This is a genomic window from Bradyrhizobium sp. (assembly GCF_049586575.1).
Taxonomy (GTDB): domain Bacteria; phylum Pseudomonadota; class Alphaproteobacteria; order Rhizobiales; family Xanthobacteraceae; genus Bradyrhizobium.
In genome coordinates this window covers 1-5,921 of the sequence record NZ_JBAVCF010000632.1, presented here as the reverse complement: position 1 = coordinate 5,921, position 5,921 = coordinate 1, and the positions used below count along the sequence as shown (strand labels likewise).

The window sequence follows — 5,921 nt, the reverse complement described above, 5'->3', positions numbered from 1 at the left end:
ATCTCGGCGAATTTCAATTCGGGCAGTGGGGGGATGGAAGGAGGCTCGGCGCGGAGCGGGGCGGCCGAAAACAGCGCGACGAACAGCAATGCGGAAAACTTCCGAAACGACATCGAAAACCCCGACTCAGTTGCCGTCGACACCTAAGAAACTTGCACCTCGACCAGCCCCAATCCCTCAAGTTCGAAACGATAATGGGCGTCGTGTTCGGGGAAGACGGTTTTCATGACGCTTCCGGTCATCACGACCTGACCGGCCTTCAATGTGAGGCCGCGTGTGGCCAACTGGGTGGCGAGCCACGCGACCGAATTGAAGGGATGTCCGAGAATGTCGCGTCCATACCCTTCGCCGATCAGATCGCCGTCTTGTGTGGCGCGCCCGAGCAGGGGCACCAGATCGGGCCAACTCGGCTTGAAGTCCGAAAGCACAATGCCGCCGTTCCAGGAATTATCCGCGACCAGCGAGCGCACGTCGAGGCTCGTGTAATCCGCAGCCCTGTCGTCGACCAGTTCGATCGCCGCGCCGACGCCGTCGATGTGAGGTTCGATCGTCGCGGCCGTATGAGCCGTTGCGGAGATGTCCGACTTGATACGGACGGCGATTTCGAACTCAAGGCCGAGCCGGCCGTAATCGGATCGCCGTATGCTGGCGCCTGACCGGTGCACGCGCGACGCGAGCACGACGCCCGCAATCGGATGGTCGATCCGGCAGAACGCCTGCATCGTCGCCGATGTCAGCCCGACCTTGTAGCCCGCCGGCTCTCCGTCTCGGCGGCGCAGGAGTGCTACGTATCTGTCCTGGATGTCATAGGCGTCCGAAATGGAAGTGGGCGCGGCCGGCGGCCCGAACGTCGCGAAGCGACGTCCAGCCTGATGTTCGGCCAGAAGCCATTCGGCCGCAAGCTGCGCCGCGGTGTCGTCCATGTTGCTTCTCCCTTTTCCGGAACCCCTCACGAGTGGAGTGGATTTGACATTCGTTACTCACCCGGCCGCAAGTTTGTATAGCGAATGTCAAATCCACTCCACTAGTGGGTTCTCGCGCTCGGCCTCTCGGAGAGATAGAATGGATATGCGCTCGTTTTTAAGACGTCACGGCGCGGGCGATCGCCTCGGCAAGCTCGCGCTGGCTGAACGGTTTTGCGAGCCTTGGCAGCCCTTCCGCTTCTCCGGGCGCCAATTCGGCGTAGCCCGTCGCCAGGATAACCGGAATGTGCGAGTTCTCTGCCCGGATTCGGCTGGCGAGTTCCGAGCCGGTCATGCCGGGCATCAACTGATCGGTGATCATCAGGTCGATCTTCTTTTCCCGGCGCAGGATGTCGAGCGCGTGTAGGGCGGACGGCGCGCTGTAAACCGTGTGACCCAGTTCCTCGAGCAGTGCCGACGTGTTGAGCGCAACGAGCGGATCATCGTCGACGGTGAGAATCGCAAGCTTCTTGCTGAAGAAGGGGGGAGTGTAGGTGTCCGCGTTCTGCGCCGGCAGCGCCTTGGCGCGCGGCGCAACCGGAAGATAGAGTTCGGCGGCGGTTCCTTCTCCGAGCTTGCTCCTCAGGAGCAGCTTCCCGCCGGACTGTTCGACCATTCCGTGGACCATCGGCAGTCCGAGACCGGTGCCTTTGCCGACACCTTTCGTCGTGAAAAAGGGCTCCATCGCCCGTCTGAGCGTTTCCTCGTCCATGCCGGTGCCGGTATCGGCCACGCTCACGCAAACGTAGTTTCCCGATTCCAGACCCGGCACATCGGTTCGCTCCGTCGCTCCGATCGTAATGGTCCCGCCCTTCGGCATCGCGTCGCGTCCATTGATGGCCAGGTTGAGAAGCGCGAGTTCGAGCTGGTTGGCGTCGGCATTTACTTCCGGGAGGTCCGGAGGGAAATGGGTTTCAACCCGGATCGTTGGGCCAAGCGAACTCTGCAGGAGGTTTGTCATCCGCTGCACGGAGTCGCGGATGTCGAGCGGCATCAGCTTCAGTTCCTGGCGGCGCGCAAAGGCCAGCATCCGCTGCGTCAACGCGGCTCCCCGCCGCGTTCCCTGAAGAGCATTGTCGATCAGCTGCGCGACTTTCGGGTCGCTGCCCGGAAGTCTCCTTTGCAAGAGCTCAAGGCTGCCCTGAATGGCCATCAGCAAATTGTTGAAGTCGTGGGCGATGCCGCCGGTCAAATGCCCGATCGCTTCCATCTTCTGCGACTGGAACAGCGCTTCGCGAGCTTTCTCCAGCGAGCGCTCCGCATTCATTCGCTCGGTGATATCGCGTGTGATTTTCGCAAAGCCGAGAAGCGACCCGTCGGGATGGTAAATTGCGTCGATGAGGACGTGGGCAAAGAATTGCGTCCCGTCTTTGCGAACACGCCAACCTTCCCTTTCAAATCTTCCCTCCCGCGCCGCGATCTCAAGCGCTTCTCCCGGCACGCCGACGTGCCGATCCTCTTCGGTATAGAAGCGCGAGAAATGCCGGCCGATGATTTCCTCGGGCGCATATCCCTTGATCCGCTGCGCGCCGGAATTCCAGTTTGAGACGTATCCTTCGGGGCTCAGCAGAAAAATCGCGTAGTCGGTGACGCCCTGTACCAGGAGGCGAAATTGCTCCTCGCTTTCGCGCAAAGCCAGTTCCGCTTGACGCCGTTCGGTGAGGTCGCGCGTAATCTTGGCAAAGCCGACCAGCCTGCCGGCATTGTCCCGGATCGGATCGATGACGACGTAAGCCCAGAACTTTGTGCCGTCTTTGCGGACTCGCCAGCCTTCGCTTTCGAATTTGCCCTCGCGCTCGGACACTTCGAGGGCGCGCTTGGGAAGGCCCGCCTTGCGATCCTCCTCGGTATAAAAACGCGAGAAATTCTCGCCGATGATTTCGGATTCCTCGTATCCCTTGGAACGCATGGCGCCGGGATTCCAGCTCGTAACTGTCCCGTCGGGATCGAGCATGTAAATCGCATAGTCGGTGATCGCATCAACGAGCATACGGAAGCGGCCTCCGTTCGCCCCCGAGGCCTCGAACCGTTCGGAATGCTCCACGCAAAATTCCCCTACCTGAAATATCGAGTTAACAAGAACAAACGCCCGGCTATGTGAAAAGTTCCGGTCTGGCCTGCGATTGTGGCAGGCCGCCCTTGGTCCCGTTGAAATGCCCGGTGCAACCGTGCAAGGCTGATTTTCCAACGCTCCAGCCCATCCTGGCCATGAATCTTCCCATCATCAGCCCGTCGCAAGCCCGCAGCAGGCTGCTCTTGCGCGAGGAAATTGCGCTGCTCGATCTGCGCCAGGAGGCCGCCTATGCCACCGGTCATCCGTTGTTTGCAGCCAACATGGCTGTGGGCCGGATTGCGCTCGAGGCCGCGACAAGGCTTCCGCGAAAGGATGCGCCGATCGTAGTCTACGACGCCGGCGAAGGCCTCGTTGCCGAGGCCGCAGACCATTTTGCCGCGCTGGGCTACACCGATATTCGCGAGCTCGAGAGAGGGCTGGAAGGCTGGCGAAGCGCGGGCTTCGAGATTTTCATCGACGTCAATTCCTACGCGAAAGCCTTCGGCGAACTGGTCGAGTCGCGCCGGCACACCCCGTCATTGTCGGCGGAGGAAGTCGCCCGGCTGATATCGAACAAGGCCGATATCCGCATTCTCGATGTCCGGCGGCCGGACGAATATACGACCATGAACATCCCCGGTTCGGTCAGCGTACCCGGCGCGGAGTTGGTGCTTCGCGCTGGTGATGTCGCGCCCGATTCCGGGACCACCATCGTCGTGAATTGCGCCGGCCGGACCCGATCGATCATTGGCGCCCAGTCGCTGATCAATGCCGGTGTTGCGAACAAGGTGGTGGCGCTGCGTAACGGCACCATGGGCTGGACGCTCGCCAACCAGACGCTCGAACACGGCGCCGACCGCCACGGCGGTATCGGTCAGTTCGAGGGCGCAAGAGACAAAGCCCGTGAAGTCGCCTATCGCGCCGGCGTTCGGCATCTAAATCCGCACGATGCCGCCGTGCTCGAAGCCGAACCAACGCGCACGCTCTATCGCTTCGACGTCCGTGCGGTTGAAGATTATGCGGCCGGGCATCTCAGGGGTTTTCGCCACTATCCAGGCGGCCAGCTCGTTCAGGAAATCGATATGGCGGCGCCGGTGCGTGGCGCGCGTATTCTTCTGACCGACGACAGAAGCGTTCGCGCCGACATGACCGCGTCATGGCTCGCGCAGATGGGTTGGGAGGTCTACGTGCTCGATGGCGGGTATGATGACGCACTCGAAATCGGGCCGCCGCAGATTTTTCCCAAGCCCGATCCGTCGCACCGCTATCGGCGCCCTTACGAAGGCACCGAGGCATCAAGGGATGCGATGCAGGCTTATTTCGATTGGGAATATGGCTTGGTTGAACAACTCAAGCGCGACGGCACCCACGGCTTCTTCGTGATTTGAGAAGCCCGTCGGCTGACGTTGCGATCAAGGCTGAGGCGGAATTAACGATTGCTGACGGCAAGGTTCGGAATGTACTGACAGGGGTCGGCTGGATCGATGTGGCCCTGATCAAATTCAATCACATCGCCCACATTCACCGAGAGCCCGGAAGGAAGCGCCAGGGCAAACTTTCCGGCGCCGTCCAGTGTCTCGGCGAAAACTTCCTGGCTTCTCAGGTAATGCGGATTGATATGCCGGTCCGCTATGAGCTGGCTCGATCGGGTCATGGCCAGCGCCTGACCCTCAGTGACGAAGCCCAACACCCTCGCCTGGTTCCGGATCCCGACCGCCAGTGACGGTCGCTTCGCCTTGCGGCCGCACTCAAGCTTCTGCTCTTTGACGGCCGTCAGCTCGTCTTCGCCCGGCTCGCGCGCCGTCGTCTGCCGTTGTGCGAGGCCGGTGGGTTCAATCGCCCAGGAGGGGAGGGACGCGGCGCCGGAGGCGAGGTCGCCGTCGGCGGGCGGCAGGCGGACCCCGGCCGGATCCGAGCTGGGGTCCCCGCCATCGTGTCCTGGCTGCTTTGGCAGATCGATACCATTGACGTCCAGCGTCGCAATCGGCGCCTTGGCCCGCTTGTCGACATCGGCCACGGCAGGGATGCCCGACAGACGATTCTGCTCGTTCGGCGCGGAATCCGAGGGCAACGAAGCCGCCGCCGCAGGCTTTTCCATCACGATTTCAACAGGGATTGCAGCGATCTCAGTCGGCTCGACTCGCTCGAAGAACCCGAGCAGCAGAAGCAGTGCAATAATGGCATGGCCCGCAATCGCCAATCCATAAGCCGTGCGGGAGTTGTTGGATTCCTGCTGAAGGAATTGCTGCAACCACTTCACGATCGCTACCGCGTCAATCGGAACTGCCTCGATCGGGCATTGTTCTACCTCACGGGCATTGTTCTACCTCAAGCACGCCTGGGGCATCAACCGGCGGCTGAGTGCCACGATCCTACCGAAACCACGCCAACGCTCGCACAGAAACAGTAGAACAATACGGCCAGAATTCGTGAAGTATTAGCTTCGGCTCTGGTGCGGGTGCCAATTTAGAAAGCCGATCGGCCTCGCGAGGGTTGTGCAGCAGCGCTTTGATGCAAACCCACAAGCCATGCGCCAGCGTCGCGAGACAGTCGAGCCTCCGTGCGGCACCATGAAGGCCCGCATGGGAGCAACACACTTCCTCACCAAAACGCTCCCAACAGTAGCCGCCGAGGTGGCTCTCTCGGTCCTGGCCTACAATCTGACACGGGTCATGAACATCGTCGGGACCAAGCCACTGATGGCTGCGATCACGGCCCGAGACCGAGCCGGTCGTGGCTTCTCACCGGCTGGCCTGGGTAGGAAGCCGCGCGCAGTCGTGTCGCCGCCGTCGGGATCACGGGTGATGAAGCCAGAGATGACGAAGAACGTCGAGACGCCGAAGAACTCGGTGTGCCAGTCGCCGGGCAGCCGGAAGTCTGTGTGATAGAAGACGACGCCGAGCGCC

The 5,921-nt window shown here is 61.4% G+C and carries 5 protein-coding genes and 1 pseudogene; 2 read left to right on the top strand and 4 right to left on the bottom strand.

The genetic code is table 11. From position 1 onward, the window contains the following. Nucleotides 1–143: 143 nt before the first annotated feature. Both WB528_RS23435 and WB528_RS23430 read right to left on the bottom strand, forming a co-directional pair. Nucleotides 144–923 carry a 2-keto-4-pentenoate hydratase gene (locus WB528_RS23435; protein WP_423891158.1) on the bottom strand — a complete coding sequence of 260 codons (780 nt, stop codon included), beginning with the start codon at nucleotides 921–923 and terminating at the stop codon, nucleotides 144–146. 157 nt (nucleotides 924–1,080) lie between these two features. Continuing rightward, the gene (locus tag WB528_RS23430; RefSeq protein WP_423891155.1) at nucleotides 1,081–3,006 is read right to left on the bottom strand and encodes a PAS domain S-box protein; all 1,926 of its coding nucleotides are present in this window, start codon (nucleotides 3,004–3,006) and stop codon (nucleotides 1,081–1,083) included. A gap of 164 nt (nucleotides 3,007–3,170) precedes the next feature. On the opposite strand from WB528_RS23430, the gene WB528_RS23425 reads away from it, so the two are divergent. Further along, nucleotides 3,171–4,403, top strand: coding sequence for a rhodanese-like domain-containing protein (locus tag WB528_RS23425; protein WP_423891153.1), 1,233 nt, complete (start codon nucleotides 3,171–3,173; stop codon nucleotides 4,401–4,403). A gap of 41 nt (nucleotides 4,404–4,444) precedes the next feature. On the opposite strand, the gene WB528_RS23420 is transcribed toward WB528_RS23425, so the two are convergent. Further along, the gene (locus WB528_RS23420; protein WP_423891151.1) at nucleotides 4,445–5,275 is read right to left on the bottom strand and encodes a hypothetical protein; all 831 of its coding nucleotides are present in this window, start codon (nucleotides 5,273–5,275) and stop codon (nucleotides 4,445–4,447) included. 268 nt (nucleotides 5,276–5,543) lie between these two features. Between WB528_RS23420 and WB528_RS23415 the strand changes: the two are divergent. Beyond that, nucleotides 5,544–5,732, top strand: a pseudogene (locus tag WB528_RS23415) (transposase); the annotation flags it as partial. Here the strand turns inward: WB528_RS23415 and WB528_RS23410 are convergent. After that, on the bottom strand, nucleotides 5,669–5,921 hold a 253-nt coding region (locus WB528_RS23410), incomplete at its 5' end, for a hypothetical protein (RefSeq protein WP_423891160.1). The pseudogene WB528_RS23415 and the gene WB528_RS23410 overlap by 64 nt on opposite strands.